The sequence below is a fragment of the Streptomyces sp. GLSS-08 genome (genome assembly GCF_056387915.1).
In genome coordinates this window covers 175,537-191,244 of sequence record NZ_JBWJAQ010000014.1, presented here as the reverse complement: position 1 = coordinate 191,244, position 15,708 = coordinate 175,537, and the positions used below count along the sequence as shown (strand labels likewise).

At 71.2% G+C, this 15,708-nt stretch carries 14 protein-coding genes; 10 read left to right on the top strand and 4 right to left on the bottom strand.

The features are described from left to right. Positions 1–203: 203 nt before the first annotated feature. The gene (locus AC0ZLC_RS24745) at positions 204–590 is read right to left on the bottom strand and encodes a hypothetical protein (RefSeq protein ID WP_476754148.1); all 387 of its coding nucleotides are present in this window, start codon (positions 588–590) and stop codon (positions 204–206) included. A 229-nt stretch (positions 591–819) separates the two neighbouring features. Here AC0ZLC_RS24745 and AC0ZLC_RS24740 point away from each other — a divergent pair, with 229 nt between their 5' ends. Next, positions 820–1,767: a hypothetical protein gene (locus AC0ZLC_RS24740; RefSeq protein ID WP_476754147.1), complete on the top strand. Its 948-nt coding sequence runs from the start codon at positions 820–822 to the stop codon at positions 1,765–1,767. A 5-nt stretch (positions 1,768–1,772) separates the two neighbouring features. Here AC0ZLC_RS24740 and AC0ZLC_RS24735 read toward each other — a convergent pair whose 3' ends face one another. Further along, positions 1,773–2,201: a Rieske (2Fe-2S) protein gene (locus tag AC0ZLC_RS24735; protein ID WP_476754146.1), complete on the bottom strand. Its 429-nt coding sequence runs from the start codon at positions 2,199–2,201 to the stop codon at positions 1,773–1,775. 380 nt (positions 2,202–2,581) lie between these two features. Between AC0ZLC_RS24735 and AC0ZLC_RS24730 the strand changes: the two genes are divergently transcribed. Next, positions 2,582–3,895: a LacI family DNA-binding transcriptional regulator gene (locus AC0ZLC_RS24730; protein ID WP_476754164.1), complete on the top strand. Its 1,314-nt coding sequence runs from the start codon at positions 2,582–2,584 to the stop codon at positions 3,893–3,895. Next, positions 3,892–4,803 carry a carbohydrate kinase family protein gene (locus AC0ZLC_RS24725; protein ID WP_476754145.1) on the top strand — a complete coding sequence of 304 codons (912 nt, stop codon included), beginning with the start codon at positions 3,892–3,894 and terminating at the stop codon, positions 4,801–4,803. The genes AC0ZLC_RS24730 and AC0ZLC_RS24725 overlap by 4 nt, the downstream gene beginning before the upstream one ends. A gap of 139 nt (positions 4,804–4,942) precedes the next feature. Here AC0ZLC_RS24725 and uvrA read toward each other — a convergent pair whose 3' ends face one another. Next, the gene (gene uvrA, locus AC0ZLC_RS24720; RefSeq protein ID WP_476754144.1) at positions 4,943–7,981 is read right to left on the bottom strand and encodes an excinuclease ABC subunit UvrA; all 3,039 of its coding nucleotides are present in this window, start codon (positions 7,979–7,981) and stop codon (positions 4,943–4,945) included. A gap of 221 nt (positions 7,982–8,202) precedes the next feature. Here uvrA and AC0ZLC_RS24715 point away from each other — a divergent pair, with 221 nt between their 5' ends. From AC0ZLC_RS24715 to AC0ZLC_RS24695, 5 genes are all read left to right on the top strand, one after another. Then, complete coding sequence (locus AC0ZLC_RS24715) at positions 8,203–8,892, top strand: maleylpyruvate isomerase family mycothiol-dependent enzyme (protein ID WP_476754143.1); 690 nt, start codon at positions 8,203–8,205, stop codon at positions 8,890–8,892. 9 nt (positions 8,893–8,901) lie between these two features. Further along, complete coding sequence (locus AC0ZLC_RS24710) at positions 8,902–9,558, top strand: MBL fold metallo-hydrolase (protein ID WP_476754142.1); 657 nt, start codon at positions 8,902–8,904, stop codon at positions 9,556–9,558. Positions 9,559–9,870: 312 nt separating this feature from the next. After that, complete coding sequence (locus AC0ZLC_RS24705) at positions 9,871–10,755, top strand: ABC transporter substrate-binding protein (protein WP_476754141.1); 885 nt, start codon at positions 9,871–9,873, stop codon at positions 10,753–10,755. Continuing rightward, on the top strand, positions 10,752–11,651 hold the full coding sequence (locus AC0ZLC_RS24700) for an amino acid ABC transporter permease (protein ID WP_476754140.1): 900 nt from the start codon (positions 10,752–10,754) through the stop codon (positions 11,649–11,651). Before AC0ZLC_RS24705 ends, AC0ZLC_RS24700 begins: the two co-directional genes overlap by 4 nt. Further along, entirely contained in the window at positions 11,648–12,400 is a 753-nt protein-coding gene (locus AC0ZLC_RS24695) for an amino acid ABC transporter ATP-binding protein (protein ID WP_476754139.1), read from the top strand. The genes AC0ZLC_RS24700 and AC0ZLC_RS24695 overlap by 4 nt, the downstream gene beginning before the upstream one ends. Positions 12,401–12,624: 224 nt before the next feature. Here AC0ZLC_RS24695 and aroQ read toward each other — a convergent pair whose 3' ends face one another. Next, the gene (gene aroQ / locus AC0ZLC_RS24690; protein ID WP_476754138.1) at positions 12,625–13,098 is read right to left on the bottom strand and encodes a type II 3-dehydroquinate dehydratase; all 474 of its coding nucleotides are present in this window, start codon (positions 13,096–13,098) and stop codon (positions 12,625–12,627) included. A gap of 101 nt (positions 13,099–13,199) precedes the next feature. On the opposite strand from aroQ, the gene AC0ZLC_RS24685 reads away from it, so the two are divergent. Continuing rightward, positions 13,200–14,246, top strand: a complete 1,047-nt coding sequence (locus AC0ZLC_RS24685; protein WP_476754137.1) for a S66 family peptidase — start codon at positions 13,200–13,202, stop codon at positions 14,244–14,246. A 61-nt stretch (positions 14,247–14,307) separates the two neighbouring features. Then, complete coding sequence (locus AC0ZLC_RS24680; RefSeq protein WP_476754136.1) at positions 14,308–15,609, top strand: MFS transporter; 1,302 nt, start codon at positions 14,308–14,310, stop codon at positions 15,607–15,609. Positions 15,610–15,708 lie beyond the last annotated feature (99 nt).

Sequence of the window (15,708 nt, the reverse complement as noted above, 5' to 3'; positions counted from 1 at the left end):
CAAGGGTCGGTGCCCCTGGGCCGACGCCTGGGCCCTCCCTCCGGGCCGGCCGCCGGGGAGCGTCCCCCCGCCCTGTCGGCCGCTGCCGTCGGGACCGGACGTCGGACCGATCGCCGGGACCGGTCGTCGGACCGGCCGTCGGACCGGCCGTCGGACCGGCCGTCGGACCGGCCGGGTGTCAACGACGCTCGTGATCGATACACCTAGCGACTGCCCCGCCGCAGGGCCCGTCCGGCACTCAGCACGAGGGCCAGGAGAGCGCCGCCGCCGGCCAGCGCCGAGACGACGGCGACGGTCAGACCGGTCCCGTTCCCCTCTTCCGTCTCCCGGGCGTCCTCGGCGTCCTCGGCGTCCTCGGTCTCGGGGTTCTCGGGGTCGGGAGCGGGTGCGGGTGCGGGGGTCACCGGACGGGCGGAGGTCCGGGGCGCCGGGTCGGCGGAAGGGGCCGGGGCGGCCAAAACGGCGGGTGCGGCGTCGGCCGACGCCCCGGCGGCCGGCGTCTGTCCGGCGGCCGGCGTCGGTCCGGCACAGAAGGCCGCCAGCACGATCACCGGGGCGACCACGGGGACGATGAGCCTACTGAGGCGCATCGCGTCCTCCCGAGTGGGGTTCGAGGAGCTGAGTGGACCGTGTCGGACACTGCGGTTGAGCATCAAGTGTTGTCGGGACTTGGTCAACACGCTTCAATGCGGTGCAACTTGGGGCCGTGAACAGCGCCGTACGGGTGTGAACCATCCCCGCACGCCGACGAGGCGGCCTCCGGAACCCGCGCGAACGGTCTGACCAGCCGTTTGTGGACATTCACAGAAAGGCCCGCGCATGCGGCACGGCACAGAGCACGTGGACCTCGCACCTGCGGAGCTGGAGACGGCCCTGCGGGGCGGCCCCTTCCATATCGCGCTGCGTGCCGCGATAGCCGCCCGCGGGCTGCCCCTGCAGCGCGTGCAGCACCACCTGTCGCGCTACGGGGTCAAGGTCGGTGTGACGAGCCTCAGTTACTGGCAGCAGGGCGCCCGGCGACCGCAGCGTCCCGAGTCGCTGCGTGCGGTACGCGCCCTGGAGGAGATCCTCCAGCTGCCGGACGAGTCGCTGATCAGACTGCTCGCGAACAGCGGGGACCAGCCGGGCCCGGAACGCCCCGCGAGCCGCTCGTACCGCGCCCTGGTGGAAGCCTCCGGTGTCCTTGAACGCCTGCTCGGCGAACTGGAGTCCCCGCTCGACGGCGGACTGCACACCATCGGCCACCACGAGCGGGTGCGCATCGGCGCGCACCGCGAACTCAAGGGCCGCGAATCGCAGCACATCGTGCGCGCCCACCAGGACGGCGTGGACCGGTATGTGGCCATCCACCACGGCGACCCGGGCTGCGCCCCGAACCGAATGGCGGTGCACGCCATGGAGAACTGCCGCACGGGCCGGGTGCGCTGGCACCATGACACCGGAGTCCTCGTGGCAGAGCTCCTCTTCGACACCCGGCTGCGCGCCGGTGACACGTTCCTCTTCCGCTACGGATTCGACGACGGCACGGCCGGCGCGTCCAGCGAGTACCTCCGCGGGTTCGGCTTCGCGGGCGGCCAGTACGCGCTCCAGGTCCGGTTCGACGAACGGGCGCTGCCCGCGCGCTGCCACCGGTTCACCCAGCACTCCGCGGCGGCACCGCGCGCCGGCCGCCAGGAGCTGACGCTGAGCGGGCAGCACCGCTCGGTGCACCTGGTCGAGCCGCGGGTGCGGTCGGGCATCGTCGGGATCGCCTGGGACTGGGACTGACGCCGTCAGGCCGGCGGGCCCGTGACGATCTTCCCGTTCCTGACCTCCACGGGCAGTTCGTTGAGCGGCTCGGTGGCCGGCAGGTGCAGCACCTTGCCCGTCGTCGCGTCGAACTCACTGCCGTGACACGGACACATGAGGGTCGTCCCCGCCAGCTTGTTGATGGGGCACCCGGCATGCGTACAGATCGTGCTGTACGCCTTCAGGGAACCGTCCTCGGCGTGGCTGACCACCACGTTGTGGTCCCGGTACAGCTTGGCGCTCCCCTTGGGGATCTCGTTCTCCGCGCCCAGTTCCACGGGTGCGGTGGGCGTCGGCGGCACCGCACCCTTGCCGTCCCCCGACGAACAGGCGGCGAGACCGAGGCCCGCGACGGGGGTCGCGGCGGCCCCCCGCAGGACGGTACGACGGCTCGCGGACGGTCGGCCGGACATGAGGTCTCCCCTGGTCGGACGGTATGTGAGGGGTGTGGTGCACCGACGATACCGGGGCGGAGCACTCCGCTCCGGCCGGGACGCGGCGCGGCGGACGGGCGCGAGTGAGCGCGGGCGCGAAGGCGCGGACGCGAAGGCTCGGACGTCCGTGGACGTTGGGGCGTAAAGGGTTATGCGAACGCTTACACCAGTTTACGCAAGCGTTTGCGTAAACGCTTGCGTAAACGCTTGCGCAAGCGTTCACACCGCCCTGCGTAAACGTTCGCGTAAGCGTTTACACCATCCCGCTTAAACGCTTGCGCAAGCGTTTACGTCTGCCGCCGGATGGGATAGGTTCCCGCGAGGACCGGCCCGAGAGCCCCGTGATGAAAGGGAACGCCGTGGTGACGATGGTGGACGTGGCGCGACACGCGGGGGTGTCGATCGCGACCGTCTCGCACGTCCTGAACGACTCGCGGCCGGTGCGCCCCCACACCCGTCAGGCCGTCCTCGACGCCATCGAGGCGCTCGGCTACACGCCCAACACACTCGCCCGCTCGCTGGTCACCGCGCGCACGCGGTCGATCGGGCTCGCGGTCTCGGCGATCAGCAACCCGTACTTCACGGAGATCCTCCAGGGTGTGGAGGCCGGGGCACTGGAGCACGGGTACGGCCTGCTCATCGCCGATCCGCACGACGATCCCGAGCACGAGCGCAAGGTCGTCCGGTTCCTGCACGAGCGGCGGGTCGACGGCCTGATCGTCGCCCCCTCGGCCGACCCCCGGGGACTTGTGGACTACCTGGGACGGCATGACGTTCCGACAGTGTTCCTGGACCGCCTGGTCGACGACACGTGGGAGAGGAAGACCCGTGCCGGAGGCGTCCGCGGGTCCGGTGACGACGGACCGTCAACCCACCCGTACCGCTTCGACCAGATCAGCGCCGAAAACGCCGAGCCGATGGCGCGAATGGTCACCCACCTCGCCGGACTCGGCCACAAACGCATCGGACTCGTCGCGGGCCTGCCGGGCCTCAGCACCACGGGTGAGCGGATCTCCGGCTACCGGCACGGACTGGCGGGGGCGGGACTGCCGTACGACGAACGGCTCGTGGTGCACGGTGACTCGCAGTCGCGGGCGGCGGAGCACGCGACGGGCACGCTGCTCGCCCTCGCCGCGCCTCCCACGGCTCTGGTCACCGGGAACAACGCGATGACCATCGGCGCGCTGCGTGCCGTGCGCGACCTCGGTCTGTCCGTGCCGGACGACCTGGCGCTGTGCTGCTTCGACGACTTCGCGTGGGCGGACCTTTTCTCGCCCCGGCTGACCGCGGTCTCCCAGCCCAGCAGGGAGATGGGGGCCCAGGCCGTCCGGCTGCTCCTGGAACGGCTGGCCTCGCCGGACCGGCCGGGCCGCACCGTGCGGCTGCCGTGCAGCTTCGTCCACCGCACGTCGTGCGGCTGCCCCGAAGAGCGCCGGACCTCCGAGAGCCGTACGGGCACCGTGAACCACCGGGCCACGGACGGACCCGGCGGATCTGGCGGACCTGGCTCCGGCGGATCTGGCGGCCCTGCTCCTCTCAACTCCGTGGGCGCCGACAGTCCCGGCCGTGCGGCGCCTTCGGAGCGCTCCGCCCGCGCGGACCGCTCCGGACGCAGTCACCCTTTCGAGCGCTCCGGGCGCTCCGACCGCCGCGAGAAAGGACCCGCGTCGTGATCGTCGTCGCCGGTGAGGCTCTGATCGATCTGGTGCCGCAGGGCACGGGGGCGCTCGTGAGCCTGTCGCCCCGTCTCGGCGGCGGACCGTACAACACGGCGGTGGCCCTCGGCCGCCTCGGCTCTCCCACCGCCTTCTGCTCCCGCGTCTCGTCCGACGTCTTCGGTGAGGCGCTGCTGGACGGGTTGAGTGAGGCGGGCGTGGACGTGTCGTCGGTGCAGCGCGGCGCGGAGCCCACCACGCTGGCCGTCGCCTCGGTCGGCGCGGACGGCTCGGCCGCGTACTCCTTCTACGTCGAGGGCACGGCCGACCGCCTGTTCTCCGTACCCGACCGCCTCCCGGACGCGACGGCCGCGGTGTCCTTCGGTACCTGCTCGCTCGTCCTGGAGCCGGGCGCGAGCGCCTACGAGGAACTGATGCGGACCGCCGCCGCGCGCGGCGTGTTCACCGCGCTCGACCCGAACGTCCGGGCGGGGCTGATCCCCGACGCGGACGCCTACCGGGCCCGGTTCAGGAGCTGGCTGCCCTCGGTCTCGTTGCTCAAGCTGTCCGCGGAGGACGGGGAGTGGCTCGGCGGCACCCCGGCCGAGTGGCTGGCCGCGGGCCCCGCCGCCGTCGTGGTCACGCGGGGCGGGGCCGGCCTGACCGTCTTCACCCGCGACGGTGCGGCGCACTCGGTGCCCGGCGAACCGGTCGAGGTCGTGGACACGATCGGCGCCGGTGACACGGTGAACGCGGCGCTGCTGCACGGCCTCGCCGCCCGGGGCGCTCTGTCGCCCGAGGCCCTGGCCGGTCTCGGCCCGGGCGACTGGACGGAACTGCTGACGTTCGCGGCCCGCGCGGCGGCCGTCACCTGCTCCCGCGCGGGCGCGCAGCCGCCGTACGCCTCCGAGCTTGCCGACGCGTAGGCCCACGACGGGAGTCCGGGGACCCGGACCGCGACACGCTCGAGCCCCCGGCAAACGGCGCGGCGCCCCACGGGGAGTCCCGTGGGGCGCCGCGACTTCTGGCGACGCGTCAGGCCCGGTGCGGGCACGCGTCCGCCGGTCAGGCCTTGCGGGCCCGCGTGGTCTTCTTCGCGGGGGCCGCCTTCGTGGCCGTCTTCTTCGTGGCCGCGGCGGTCTTCTTGGCGGCCGTGCCGCTGACGGCCTCGGTGGCCGTCTTGCGGGCCGGTGACCCGGCAGCGACCGTCTTCTTGGCCGTGGCCTTGCGCGGGGCCTTCACCTCCGTGCCGTCGCTGATCCGGTCGGCGCCGAGGATCTCGCGGAGGAACTTGCCGGTGTGGCTGGCCGGGACTCCGGCGACCTCTTCCGGCGTGCCCTCCGCGATGACCAGGCCACCGCCGCTGCCGCCCTCGGGGCCCATGTCGACGACCCAGTCGGCGGTCTTGACGACGTCGAGGTTGTGCTCGATGACGATGACCGTGTTGCCCTTGTCCACCAGGCCCGAGAGCACCTTGATCAGCTTGCTGATGTCCTCGAAGTGCAGACCGGTGGTCGGCTCGTCCAGCACGTACACCGTGCGGCCCGTGGACCGCTTCTGCAGTTCGCTGGCGAGCTTGACGCGCTGCGCCTCACCGCCGGACAGCGTCGGCGCGGACTGGCCGAGCCGTACGTAGCCGAGGCCGACGTCGTTGAGCGTCCTGAGGTGGCGGGAGATCGCCGGTACGGCCTCGAAGAAGTCCATGGCCTCCTCGATCGGCATGTCGAGGACCTCGGCGATGGACTTGCCCTTGTAGTGGACGTCCAGGGTCTCCCGGTTGTAGCGCGCCCCGTGGCAGACCTCGCACGGGACGTACACGTCGGGCAGGAAGTTCATCTCGATCTTGATCGTGCCGTCGCCGGAGCAGTTCTCGCAGCGTCCGCCCTTGACGTTGAAGGAGAAGCGGCCGGGCAGATAGCCCCGCACCTTCGCCTCGGTCGTCTCGGCGAACAGCCGGCGGACGTGGTCGAAGACGCCGGTGTACGTCGCCGGGTTGGACCGGGGCGTACGGCCGATGGGCGACTGGTCGACGTGCACGACCTTGTCGACGAGGTCGTCGCCCTCCACGCGTGTGTGCCGGCCGGGGACGTTGCGCGCGCCGTTCAGCTCGCGGGCGAGGTGCGTGTACAGGATGTCGTTGACCAGCGTCGACTTCCCGGAACCCGAGACGCCCGTGACGGCCGTGAGCACGCCGAGCGGGAAGGACACGTCGATGTCCCGCAGGTTGTTCTCCCGGGCGCCGTGGACCGTGAGCCGGCGGCTCGGGTCGGTGGGCCGCCGGACGTCCGGGAGGGCGATCTGCCTCTTGCCCGACAGGTACTGGCCGGTCACCGAGTCGTCGTTGGCGAGCAGTTCCTTCAGGGAACCGCTGTGCACGACCTTGCCGCCGTGCTCGCCCGCGCCGGGGCCGATGTCGACCACCCAGTCCGCGACCTTGATGGTGTCCTCGTCGTGCTCGACGACGATGAGCGTGTTGCCCATGTCACGCAGCCGGACCAGCGTCTCGATGAGCCGGTGGTTGTCGCGCTGGTGCAGGCCGATGGACGGCTCGTCCAGGACGTACAGGACACCCACCAGGCCGGAGCCGATCTGTGTCGCCAGACGGATGCGCTGGGCCTCGCCGCCGGAGAGGGTGCCGGCCGCGCGGTTCAGCGAGAGGTAGTCGAGGCCGACGTCGACCAGGAAGCGCAGCCGTTCGTTGACCTCCTTCAGGACGCGCTCGGCGATCTTCTTGTCCCGGGCGTTGAGCTTCAGCTTGCCGAGGAAGTCCGCGCAGTCGCTGATGGACATCGCGGAGACCTCCGCGATGGACTTCTCCATGACCGTGACCGCGAGGACGATCGGCTTCAGGCGCGTGCCGTGACAGGTGGGGCAGGGCACCTCGCGCATGTAGCCCTCGAAGCGCTCCCGGCTGGCGTCGCTCTCGGCCTCGCTGTGCCGTCGCTTGACGAACGGGACGGCGCCCTCGAAGGGCGTGGTGTACACCCGCTCGCGCCCGTAGCGGTTGCGGTAGCGGACCTCGATCTGGGTCTTGTGCCCGTGGAGCAGGGCCTTGCGGGCGCGCTGCGGCAGACCGGCGAAGGGCATGTCGGTCCGGAATCCGAGGGCGTCCGCGAGGGCTCCGACGAGACGTCCGAAGTACTCCTTGGTGTGTCCGTGCGACCAGGGGTGGATGGCTCCCTCGTCGAGGGACTTGTCCTCGTCCGGGACGATCAGCTCGGGGTCGACCTCCATGCGCGTACCGATACCGGTGCACTCGGGGCAGGCGCCGAAGGGGGAGTTGAAGGAGAAGGAGCGGGGCTCCAGCTCCTCGAACGACAGGTCGTCGTACGGGCAGTACAGGTGCTCCGAGTACATGCGCTCGCGCTCGGGGTCGTCGGCCGGGAGGTCGACGAAGTCCAGGACGACCATGCCGCCGGAGAGCCCGAGGGCGGTCTCCACGGAGTCGGTGAGGCGGCGCTTGGCGCCGTCCTTCACCGTGAGGCGGTCGACGACCACCTCGATGGTGTGCTTCTCCTGCTTCTTGAGCGTGGGCGGCTCGGTGAGCTGGATCGTCTCGCCGTCGACCCGGGCGCGGCTGTACCCCTTGGTCTGGAGGTCGGCGAAGAGGTCGACGAACTCCCCCTTGCGCTCGCGCACCAGGGGCGACAGCACCTGGAAGCGGCTCCCCTCCGGCAGCTCCAGGACCTTGTCGACGATGGCCTGCGGCGACTGGCGGGAGATCGGACGGCCGCACTCGGGACAGTGCGGCTTGCCGATACGGGCGAAGAGCAGCCGCAGGTAGTCGTAGACCTCGGTGATGGTGCCGACCGTCGAGCGCGGGTTGCGCGAGGTCGACTTCTGGTCGATGGAGACGGCCGGGGACAGGCCCTCGATGAAGTCGACGTCCGGCTTGTCCATCTGACCGAGGAACTGCCGGGCGTACGACGAGAGGGACTCGACGTACCTGCGCTGGCCCTCGGCGAAGATGGTGTCGAAGGCGAGGGAGGACTTGCCCGACCCCGACAGGCCCGTGAAGACGATGAGCGAGTCGCGCGGGAGGTCGAGCGAGACATTCTTCAGATTGTGCTCGCGCGCTCCACGGACGATGAGACGGTCGGCCACGCCGGTCCGCACCTTTCTTGAGAGAAGTGACAGGGGCGAGGCCCCGTCTTCTTCAGACTAGGGGGAGCCACTGACAACGCCGGTCGGATCCCATGGTTGGTAACAATCCCGGACCATCCAGCATGCCCGACGCCACACTCGACCTTATAGCACGCGCATTCGATTCACGGGCGAGGTCGAGCACCTTCACCCGAAGGTGTGGCGCGGCTATCGTCGGATCCATGAACGATCATGTGCGCGACCTGGCGTCTGTACGTGACGCGACCGAACGGCTCCTCAGCGCAGCCGCCCGACTGGACAACGCCGCAGTGACCGAGTCGTCACGGCTGCCCGGCTGGAGCCGCGGCCATGTCCTCGCCCACCTCGCCCGCAACGCGGACGCACTCGTTAACGTCCTCGCCGGGCGCCCGATGTACGTGTCCGGGGACGCCCGGGACGCGGACATCGAGCGGGACGCGCCACGCCCCCTGGCGCGGCAGCTCGCGGACGTGCGCGAGAGCGCGGCCCGGTTCCAGGAGGCCGGGGCCGCACCCGCGGACTGGTCCCGCACGGTGGAGCTGCGCAACGGCGTCAAGGACTCCGCGTCCCGGGTGCCGTTCCGGCGCTGGGTGGAGGTGGAGCTGCATCACGTGGACCTCGGCACCGGGTACGAGCTCGAGGATCTTCCGGAGGAGTTCGTGGCGCGGGAGATCGAGTTCCTCGCCGACCGTTTCGCCGGGCATCCCGATGTGCCGTCCACCCGGGTAACGGACTCCACACGCGCGTGGCGCACGGGGCGCGGCCCGCAGGGCACCCCGGAGGTCACCGTGACCGGCCCCGCGCCCGCACTGCTCGGCTGGCTGTCGGGGCGCCGCGAGGGGACGGACTTGACCGTCGACGGCGGCCCGCTTCCCGCCCTGCCCCCGCTATAGGCTGCCGCCATGACGTACAGCGGAGCGGTGAAGGTCGGCGGACCCGCCGATGTGCACGAGCTGCCGGACCTGATGATCTCCAAGGTCGCGGTCGGCCCCATGGACAACAACGCTTATCTGCTGCGCTGCCGGGCGACCGGCGAGCAGTTGCTGATCGACGCGGCGAACGACGCCTCGACACTGCTCACGCTGATCGGTGACGACGGCATCGCGTCCGTCGTCACCACGCACCAGCACGGCGACCACTGGCAGGCGCTCGCGGAGGTCGTGGTGGCCACCGGAGCGCGCACCTACGCGGGCCGCGACGACGCCGGCGGCATCCCGGTGCCGACGGACGTCCTGGTCGACGACGGCGACCAGATCCGGGTGGGGCGCGTGGAACTCACCGCACGCCACCTGGTGGGTCACACGCCGGGTTCGATCGCGCTCGTCTACGACGATCCGCACGGGCACGCGCATGTGTTCACGGGTGACTGCCTCTTCCCTGGCGGTGTGGGCAACACACGCAAGGACCCGCAGGCCTTCACCACCCTCATCGACGACGTGGAGGCGAAGATCTTCGCCCCGCTGTCGGACGAGACCTGGGTCTACCCGGGACACGGCAACGACACGACGCTGGGCGCCGAACGTCCGCACCTCCCGGAGTGGCGCGCCCGCGGCTGGTGAAGCGGGCTCGGTGCCGGCCACCGAGGGGGCGTGCGTCACGCGCCCCGTGTGAAGCGAACGCACGCGCCGGTGGCACACGCGCGCTCCCGGCGCGCGCAGTGGTGCAGTCCACTGGAAGCTCCCCGCACAGGAGACGGCGCCTGCGCGGTAGGGGCCGCCGGCCGTTCGATTTCCCCGTCCCCGGCCGGCGGCCCGGCCCCGAGTGCCTGCCGACCGGGCGGCGTTCACGGGAATGCAACACCCGTTCCCACGATGCGGACAATTCCCGTCGTGACCTGGACAGACAGGTCGCCGCGCTGTCACTCTCCCGCCATGTCTCTCGCCCCACGTGCCCTGCGCCGCGCCGCGTCCGCCGCCACCGTCACCCTGCTCTTCGCCGCCGCGGCCTGTGCGCCGCAGCCGGAGGAGAAGACGGACGACAAGGCCTCCGGGAGCGCCTCGAAGGCCTGCACCCAGGGCGAGTTGCGTACCGAGACCGCCGGAAAGCTGACGATCGCCACCGACGAACCGGCGTACGAACCCTGGTTCAAGGACGGCAAGCCGGCGAACGGCAAGGGCTTCGAGTCGGCCGTCGCCTACGCCGTCGCGCAGCGGCTCGGTTACGGCAAGGGCGACGTCGTCTGGCAGACCGTCCCCTTCAACAAGGCCTTCGCACCCGGTGAGAAGACCTTCGACCTCGACATCAACCAGGTGTCGATCAGTGCCGAACGCAAGAAGGCCGTGGACTTCTCGTCCGGCTACTACGACGTCCGCCAGGCCGTCATCGCGCTGAAGGGGTCCAAGGCCGCCCAGGCGAAGAACGTCGACGACCTCAAGGGCCTGAAGCTCGGCGCGCAGGTCGGCACCACCAGCCTGAACTACATCGACGACGTGGTGCGGCCGACGCGACAGCCCGCCGCGTACGCGAAGAACGACCAGGCCAAGTCCGCACTCAAGAACGGCCAGGTCGACGCCATCGTCACCGACCTGCCGACCGCCTTCTACATCACGGCGGCCGAGGTGACGGACGCGAAGATCGTCGGCCAGTTCGAGAACCGGGGCGGTACGCCGGAGCAGTTCGGGCTCGTCCTCGACAAGGGCAGCGCGCTGACCTCGTGCGTGACGGACGCCGTCGACGCCCTCCGCGAGGACGGCACACTTGCGAAGATCGAGAAGCAGTGGTTGTCCGACGCCGTCGACGCCCCGGTCCTCAAGTGACGGTCACCAAGGAGGTGTCCGGCGACAGCTCCGGTGAGGAACTGCGCGAGACGTACGTCCCCTCGCGGCGGCGGATCGAGCGGGAGCGCCACAAGCGCGCCCGCACCCGCCGTGCGACGGCGATCGCCGCGGTCTCCACCCTCGTCACCGGGATCGTCCTGTACTTCGTGGTCGTCAGCGCTCCCGGCTGGCCGCGCACCCAGGAGACCTTCTTCAACGCGCAGTACGCGCGCGAGGCGCTCCCCAAGGTCCTGGAGGGGCTCTGGCTCAACGTCCGCCTCCTGCTCGTCTGCGGCGCCGCGGTCCTCGTCCTCGGCATGCTGGTCGCCGTGGCCCGCACGCTGCGCGGTCCGGTGTTCTTCCCCGTGCGCGCGCTGGCCGCCGCCTACACCGACTTCTTCCGCGGCCTCCCCCTGATCATCAACCTGATGATCGTGGTGCTGGGCGTCCCCGCGCTGCGTCTGCAGGGCGTGACGGTGGACCCCGTGCTGCTGGGCGGCACGGCACTCACGCTGACGTACTCGGCGTACGTGGCCGAGGTGTTCCGCGCCGGCATCGAGTCCGTCCACCCCTCGCAGCGCGCCGCGGCCCGCTCGCTCGGTCTCACCAACCGGCAGACGCTGCGCCACGTGGTGCTGCCCCAGGCCGTACGCCGTCAGGTGCCTCCCCTGCTCAACGACCTGGTGTCGCTCCAGAAGGACACCGGCCTCGTGTCGATCGGCGGGGCGGTCGACGCGGTGCGCGCCGCCGACATCATCGTGGGCCGCAGCCTCAACTACACGCCGTACATCGTCGCCGGCCTGGTCTTCGTCGCGCTGACCATCCCCATGACCCGCCTCACGGACTGGGTCACCGCGCGGATGGACCGCCGGCGCGCGCAGGGAGGATCCCTATGAGCAGCTCCCCCGTCCTTCGCATGGAGTCCGTCCGCAAGACCTTCGGCGCGTCCGTCGTCCTGCGGGACGTCGACCTGGAGGTCGCTCCGCACACGGTGACCGCGCTGATCGGCACCTCCGGGTCGGGCAAGTCGACTCTGCTGCGCTGCGCGAACCTCCTGGAGGAGATCGACGACGGCGCCATCTGGCTGGACGACGAGGAGATCACCGACCCCCGTACCGACCAGGACGCGGTACGCCGCAGGATCGGCGTCGTCTTCCAGGCGTACAACCTCTTCCCGCACATGACCGTCCTGGAGAACGTCACGCTCGCCCCGCGCCGCGTGCACGGGGTGAGTCGCTCGCAGGCCGAGGAGCACGCCCGTCAACTGCTCGACCGGCTGGGGCTCGGCGCGAAGGCGGACGAGTACCCGGACCGGCTGAGCGGTGGTCAGCAGCAGCGGGCCGCGATCGTCCGCGCGCTGGCCGTACGCCCCCGGCTGCTGCTGCTCGACGAGATCACCGCCGCCCTCGACCCGGAACTCGTGGGTGAGGTCCTCGCCGTCGTGCGGGACTTGAAGGACGACGGCATGACCATGGTGCTGGCGACGCACGAGATGGGCTTCGCCCGTGAGGTCGCCGACCAGGTCTGCTTCCTCGACGGCGGCGTGATCCTGGAACGCGGCACGGCCGACGAGGTCTTCGGCGCCCCGCAGCGGGAGCGGACCCAGCGGTTTCTGCGCCGGATCGTGGAGGCGGGCCGGCTTTGAGGCCGGGTGGGGCCGGCTTCGGGACCGGTTGAGGCCGTCTGCGAGGTCGGCTCTGAGGGCGGGTGGCCGGCTTTGAAACCGGTTGAGGCCGTCTGCGAGGTCGGCTCTGAGGCCGGGTGAGTGGGCTCCGAGCCCAGGTGAGCCGGCTCCGGTGGGCCCTCCCCCGCCCCCGGGCCCGCGCGAGCGCGGGTGTCAGCCCCTGTCTCGCCTACGCTCGCCCCCGGTCACGCCTCCGCCCGGCCCGTCCCCGCCAGCGTCGCGATTCGTTCCACCGCGAACGCGTACCCCTGCACTCCGCATCCCGCGATCACACCGTCCGCGCGCAGCGAGACGTACGAGTGGTGCCGGAACTCCTCCCGCTGATGGATGTTGGAGATGTGGACCTCCACCACCGGAAGCCCGTCGCAGGTGTTGAGCGCGTCCAGGATCGCGACGGAGGTGTGCGAGTAGGCGGCCGGGTTGATCACGATGCCCGCATGACGCAGGCGTGCCTCGTGGATCCAGTCCACCAGCTCGCCCTCGTGATTGGACTGGCGGAAGTCCACCGTGCCTCCGTGCGCCGCTGCCGCCTCGGCGCACAGCGCCTCGACGTCGGCCAGGGTGTCGGAGCCGTAGATCTCCGGCTGGCGCTGCCCGAGGAGGTTCAGGTTGGGCCCGTTGAGGATCATGATCGGGGCGTGGGCGAGGGTGCGGGGCACGGTTCCTCCGGTCCTTGCGGTCTGCCGGCCCGTACAGGACCGCTGTTCGAACCCGGTTTATCACGATGCGCCGCGCGGCCGGCCGCCCGTAGCCTCTTGCCATGACGACCCCTGTCTACGCTCCCAAGCCCGTGCCCGGGGACCGGATAGCCGTGCTCTCGCCGTCCGCCGCGCTGCCCGCGCTCTTCCCGCGACCGTTCGAGCTGGGCCTGGAGCGGCTGCGCGAGGAGTACGGCCTGGAGCCGGTCGAGTATCCGACGACCCGCAAGCCCGGGTCGGCGCCCGAGGAGCGCGCCGCCGACCTGAACGCCGCCTTCGCCGACCCGTCGGTCAAGGCCGTGATCGCCTCCATCGGCGGCGACGACCAGATCACGGTCCTGCCGTTCCTGGACCGGGAGTTGATCCGGGCACACCCGAAGCCGTTCTTCGGGTCCAGCGACAACACGAATGTGCTCCTGTACCTCTGGAACACGGGCATCGTCGGCTACCACGGCGCGACCGTCATGTGCGAGCTGGGCCGCCCCGGTGCCATGGCCGAGCCGACCGCCGAGTCGCTGCGGGCCGCCCTCTTCACCCCCGGCCCCTACGAGTTGCGGCCCGCCGACCGCTTCACCGACGTCGACCGGCCCTGGGAGGACCCGTCGACCTTCGACCGCGAGCCCGCCACGGAACCGGGCACCGGCTGGCGCTGGCACCGTCCCGAGCGCGTCGTCGAAGGCCGGTCCTGGGGCGGCAACATCGAGATCCTGTCCTGGCTGCTGATGGCCGACCGCGAGTTGGCCGCCGACCCGTCCGTGTACGACGGCCACGTGCTGTTCCTGGAGACCTCGGAAGACCTGCCCAGGGCCGAGGACGTGTTCCGGATCCTGCGGAGCATGGGCGAGCGCGGACTGCTCCGGCGCTTCCCCGCCCTCCTCATGGGGCGTCCCAAGGCGTGGTCCTTCGAGCAGCCCAACGACGCGGCGGCGAAGGCCCGTTACGCGCGGGACCAGCGTGAGGCGGTCCTCAGGGCCGTCGGCAGATACGCCCCGGACATGATGGTCGTCCTCGACGTGGACTTCGGTCACACCGATCCGCAGCTCGTCATCCCCTGCGGAGGCACGATTCGCGTCGACGGTCCCGCCCGGCGCATCACGGTCACCTACTGAGCGGACTCCGCACCACCGCACGCCCCCGTAACTGCCGGTCACTGTGGGTAGTTGACGCGGTATGCACGACGTACGCTCCGTGAGGGCACCCTCCATGCTCAGGCTCGCGGCCGCCTCCCTCGCCGGGACGGCCATCGAGTTCTACGACTTCTTCGTCTACGGCACCGCCGCCGCACTGGTCCTCGGTCCGCTGTTCTTCCCGACGTTCTCCCCGCTGGCGGGGACACTGGCGGCGTTCGGGACGTTCGGGGTCGGCTTCGTCGCCCGGCCGCTGGGTTCCGTGCTCTTCGGGCACATCGGAGACCGCCGGGGGCGCCGGCCCGTCCTGGTCGCCTCGCTGCTGCTGACCGGCGCCGCGACCGTCGCGGTCGGCTGCGTCCCGGCCTACGGCTCGATCGGTGTCGCCGCCCCCGTGCTCCTGCTCGTGCTGCGTTTCCTGCAGGGTCTCGGGCTCGGCGGGGAGTGGGGCGGCGCGGTGCTGCTGACCGCGGAGCACGCGCCCGCCGCACGGCGCGGACTGTGGTCGAGCTTTCCCCAGATCGGCCCCTCGCTGGGGTTCGTCCTCGCCAACGGCGTGATGCTGGCCCTGTCCGCGACCCTGTCCGAAGCGCAGTTCGCGGCCTGGGGATGGCGGGTGCCCTTCTGGGCGGCCGGCGTCCTCGCGCTCGCCGGCCTGTGGCTGCGCAGCTCGCTCAGGGAAAGCCCGGAGTTCCTCGAACTCCGGGAGCACGCGCGCGTGCCGCTCGTCGACGTGGTGCGCGGCCACTGGCGGCTCGTGCTGCTGACGGCCGGCGGACTCGCGGTGGGCTACGCGGTGTTCTACGCCGTGACGACCTGGGCCCTCGCCTACGGCGTCGAACGGCTCGGGGTGAGCCGTACCGTCATGCTGGCCTGCATCATGGCCGCCGTCGTGGTGAAGGGCTCGCTGACGCCCGTGGCCGCGATGCTGGGTGACCGCTTCGGGCGGCGGCCGCTGTGTCTGACGGGCAGCGCCGCCGCCGCGCTGTGGATGTTCCCGATGGTGGCGCTGCTGTCGACCGGTGAGCCACTGCCCATGTTCTTCGGGTTCCTGGTGGCGCTGCTCGCCTTCATCACCATGTTCGCGGTGATCGCCGCGTATCTCCCGGAGCTGTTCGAGCCTCGGGTGCGCTGCACCGGCGCGGCCCTGGGCTACAACCTGGGAGGGGTGCTCGGGGGCGCGCTGACGCCCCTCGTGGCGACGGCCGTGGCCCGGGGGGACGGTGTCCCCTGGGGTGTGGCCGCCTATCTGACGGTCATCGCGCTGCTGAGCCTGGGCTGCTTCGCGCTGCTGCCCGAGACGCGGCCGGTCCCCCGCCTGACCGTCGTGGAGGCCACGGACTGACCGAGGGGGCTCACGGCCCGCGCCGACCGGGTGGCGTTCCGGCCGTTGCGACACGCGCGTGTCGACCCGTGCGGCCGGTGGCGGCCGTGCTGTGCTGTG